Consider the following 4,447-nt stretch of genomic DNA (forward strand, 5'->3'; position numbering starts at 1 on the left):
TCCCCACGTGAGAACCTGCCTACCGGCGAGGGAGCCCCTCGGGACCGAGGGGTTGGGGAGTCGATCATTTAATCTTTAAAAGTTTTGGAAAAAAAGGCGAAAATCTAGTTGGTTTATCAATAAATAATGAAAAGGTTGTTAATCGTTCTTCATACCTTGTTGGTAAGGAGGACGATTAACAATTTTTTTTGCTCGAACAGATTTTTGTAATGCTCTTTAAATCGTGAGAGTAAAGTAAAACAATTTCGTATTTCACTTGTTTTTTAGAGGTTCAGACGGACTAATGTTTGACCCCAGTTATATCGTCGGTTCACCTGCATAAAATACAACAAACAAAGGGAGGGGGAATGCAATCTATGAAAAAATTCACATGGGTTATGAAAGCTTTAGCTGCAACTGTAATTTTTCTATATTGGACACTGAAGTTAGTGTTGTTGGTCATCACATTTATCTGATGATTTTGAAGGCGTGAAGGTCGATTTGGAGCTGTCGATTTTCATGTCTTTTCTTATCTTGATAATAAGGGTAACTATTTCCGCACAAAAAAAGGGGCGAGCAAGTGAGTGAATCCCTTGCGCCCCAACGGCTTTAGACTAAAAAAACTTGCGTTTCCGAGTATACTCGTTTAGCATTTAAGTTACCACACAAAAATCCAACGAAGAACGGAGGCGAGTTTCTTTAATCCATGCTATTTTTTACCCTTTTATGGTGTCCGTAAACTGTCCATAAATTGATACTACACATGGATTATAGACAATATGACTACTAAAAAACAAGACCCTATTGCACTTATAAAACCGAAAAAGCTTGAAAATATCCGAATGTACGAACTTGCAAAGGAACATCTTTCCGAAAAAATGAAAGACTTATATAAAAATTGCGGATCGTTCAACTTATTTGTTTCGACATTGGATAAGGAGAATAAAAAGATGATAGCCGGAAATCACTGCAAGAATCGTTTTTGTCCGATTTGTGCTTGGCGAAAGGCTCGAAAGGATGCAATGGCTCTATCGGTGGTAATGGAAGCTATGCATGAAGAGCATGACGTGAAATATCTTTTTCTTACTTTGACGACACCGAATGTGAAAGCGAATGAAGTAAAGTCGGAGATCGCGAATATGAATAAAGCATTTCACAAACTGTTTAAGAGGAGAAAAATAGAACGCGTAGTTCAAGGATATGCTCGAAAATTGGAGATGACTTATGACGGAAATCCGTTAATCACGACTCCACTATTTGATAAAAAGCAAGCGTATTACGAACGATTAGGACTGAAAGTAGGAGATGAAAATCCCACCTATGATACATACAACCCACACTTTCATGTCGTTCTTGCAGTTAAAAAAAGTTACTTCAATAATTCTAAGAATTACATCAAACGTGATGAATGGTTAGAGATGTGGCGAGAGGTCACTGGTGACTACACGATCACGCAAGTTCATATCGAACGAATTAAGGAAAAACAGACAGGAAATGCTGTGGCCGAGATTGCGAAGTACTCGGCAAAGAGTAACGACATGGGCGTCAGTCCAGAAGTATTTGAGACCTTCTACAATTCTTTGAAGGGTAAGCAAGTGATTGCTTATAGTGGTCTCTTTAAAGACTACATGTTGAAGTACAAAGCAAATGAATTGGAACAGTACATGGAGAAGGACAAGAACGAATACTTCTACAAGATCATGGCGAATTGGCGTGCCGATCAATCTGATTTTATTCTCGAGTATATTGCGTTAACTGAATTAGAAAAGCAAAAATATAACCATGGTTTTTTAGATGAAATGAATATTGAATAATTATTTCTTTTTTAACCGAATAAAATTTCCTTAAAAATAAGGTAAATTGTTCCACATCTGTTATTCTATATTAAGGAATTTTATCTTTTATTATACGGAGCGAAGGAGAAATTATTTTGAAATCTAAAGGCATGGCTTATCTTTTACACACTTTCTTAGGAATTTTTGGTGCTGGTCGTTTTTATGTAGGTGATATTGGAATGGGAATTTTAAACTTATTTACATTTGGCGGATTTGGCTTTTTGTGGTTAGTAGACTTCTTCTTGTTAAGTGGTCGTGTAGATTACCGAAACATGATGTTCATGGGAACTCGTGGTTCTATCAATAATAACTCTGCAACTTCTACAAACGTGAATACAGTAAACGTTACTATCGATCCAAATATGCTTAAAAATTTGCAAGATAGTCAAAATAAAGCACCAGAAGTTGAAGAAATTAAGGCTTGAATAAATGCTTAATTGCACAGGATATTGTCCTATGTAATTAAGCTTTTTTATTAGGGAGGAATTCATTTGGATTTGAAATCTGTTATGGAATATTTTCCTCAATACGATATTGAGAATTGGGATGCAGGGTCGCAAGAAGAATTTCGAAATGCCTTTGAACGGATCTATAACGAATATGCGGAGAATGGAGTTCAGATCGAGAAGCCTGTCATTTCATCTTTCAAAGATGAAGATGGCAGGACAGTCCTGAATCTCGAAGATCCCTTCAATCGAGATTTCATGGACGATGATTTTCATTTTTAAGGCGATGCTGCGGCATCGTCTTTTTCGTGTTTTCGACACGAAACGACATTGGTCTTGAATGGCGTAGCCATGCTCTTTTTACCTCGTAGAGACCGCCTCTTGCTTTGCAAGAGTATAGCGGGCTATACTCTTATCAAATCAACGCCGACAAATTCCCCTCTCGCTTTTCTCGGTCTTTGTCTTTATAAGGAGGAAAAACCTATGTCGATCGAATTTGCTTGGAACACTCAAAAGAACAAAATGTCCGACATCAAAGGCAAAGAAAGAGAACAAGAAAGAGAAGGACAAATTAAAAATAATATGATTGATCTCGACCGTACGCATCTCAATTATGACTTAGTACAAAGTGAATTAAATCTCTATCAACGAGCAAAAGAACGGGTCGATCAACTCAAGTCTGAAAAGAAACGAGTCCAAAAAAATTCGGTCATCACCTACTCCAATATCATCACGATTCCGGAATCAGCAGCAAAGGAAATGTCGAATGATCAGATGCACGATTACTTCAAAACTTGTCATGATTATTTTGTCGATCGGTTTGGAAAAGAAAATGTCCTGAGTTCAAAGATCCATCTCGACGAATCGACGCCTCATATGCACTGCCATTTTCTTCCAATTGACAAAAATACAGGACGATTACAAGCCAGGACGACGATGAATAAGGCGGCTTTGAATCAAATCCATGACGAGATTCCGGAACGATTACGAGAAAAAGGATTCGATGTGGTACGTGGATCGGGAGAGAAAACCAAACAGAAACTTGATATTCATGAGTACAAGGCAAAATTGGATTTGGAGAAAGAAAAAGCAGAGTTAGAGAAGCAGACATCAAAGTTAAGCCAACAGTTGAAAGAGTTGGAAGAAGAACATACTATTCTGCATCGAGAAGTCTATTACAGGAGAACGGAAAAGAGTATCAAGTTACAGCAAATTGAAAAAGGATTCGAAGAAAAAGTCGAAGCTGCCAAAACAGAAGCGAACCAAAAAATCAGTATGATTCAAGAAGAAGTGACGAAGTTCGAGTACGATATGAGCCAAAATCAAGAACGGCTCATCATGGATACACAGGATATGAACGGACTTTTGGATGCCACGAAGAAAGACCTCGAGGAACATCAAAAACAACTCAACGAGCGAATCGATTCGCTCAAAGAGTTGGATCTCGACGAGTCCGTTAATCTCGATTTGAAGCCGAATCTGTTGAACAAAGTGTCGATGTCGAATGATACGTTCTTGGAACTGAAGAAACGGGCGGAAGTCGCGGAACGGATGCAACGGGCATTGCGGATCTCGGAGCAACGAGTCCAGACGCTGGAGAAGGATAACAGGAAAAAAGATAGTCAATTGAGCGAGATGTTTACGTTACAGATGGAGAACGGTTCTCTCAAACGACAGGTTGAGTTTTTCAAGCAAGTTGTCGCTAAAGTCCGAGAAGTTCTCATTGCTCAATTGGATGATGAAGGAAAGCCGATATACAAGCCTAATTTCATTCATCAAGCGATTGGTTTTGCGAAACATTACGTCGGACACACGTTGAAAATGAATAAAGAGGCAGCACCGGAGAATAAGCGAGAAGCGCAAGGCCGAGACTTCGCTATTAAATTGTTAGCTGACGAACGAAAAGAGAAGGGTTACGGGTCTGAAATGGAGCGCTAGGAGTCCGTATGACCGTTTCTAAGCGTATATGGGTGTCAATGTAACGGAATAACGAAAAGAACCCCTCAGAATCGCTCATAGAGCGTTCTAGAGGGGTTTTCGTTATGAGTATAAGAATTGACCACCCAACACAACAGAACCCTATTTGCTGTTCTCACGTTCCCCACGTGAGAACCTGCCTACCGGCGAGGGAGCCCCTCGGGACCGAGGGGTTGGGGAGTCGATCATTTAATCTTTAAAAGTTTTGGA

Annotated in this window: 4 protein-coding genes; all 4 read left to right on the top strand. The window is 39.3% G+C overall.

Going from position 1 to position 4,447, the window contains the following annotated elements; translation table 11 throughout:
- Positions 1–758: 758 nt before the first annotated feature.
- Positions 759–1,793 carry a protein rep gene (locus KNP96_RS16505; protein WP_214771833.1) on the top strand — a complete coding sequence of 345 codons (1,035 nt, stop codon included), beginning with the start codon at positions 759–761 and terminating at the stop codon, positions 1,791–1,793.
- A 116-nt stretch (positions 1,794–1,909) separates the two neighbouring features.
- Positions 1,910–2,239: a TM2 domain-containing protein gene (locus KNP96_RS16510; protein WP_214771834.1), complete on the top strand. Its 330-nt coding sequence runs from the start codon at positions 1,910–1,912 to the stop codon at positions 2,237–2,239.
- Positions 2,240–2,305: 66 nt separating this feature from the next.
- Positions 2,306–2,542 carry a hypothetical protein gene (locus tag KNP96_RS16515; RefSeq protein WP_214771836.1) on the top strand — a complete coding sequence of 79 codons (237 nt, stop codon included), beginning with the start codon at positions 2,306–2,308 and terminating at the stop codon, positions 2,540–2,542.
- Positions 2,543–2,743: 201 nt separating this feature from the next.
- Positions 2,744–4,198, top strand: coding sequence for a MobV family relaxase (gene mobV / locus KNP96_RS16520; RefSeq protein ID WP_214771838.1), 1,455 nt, complete (start codon positions 2,744–2,746; stop codon positions 4,196–4,198).
- Positions 4,199–4,447 lie beyond the last annotated feature (249 nt).

Origin of the sequence: Exiguobacterium sp. s133, assembly GCF_018618595.1 — a bacterium.
GTDB lineage: Bacteria > Bacillota > Bacilli > Exiguobacteriales > Exiguobacteriaceae > Exiguobacterium_A > Exiguobacterium_A oxidotolerans.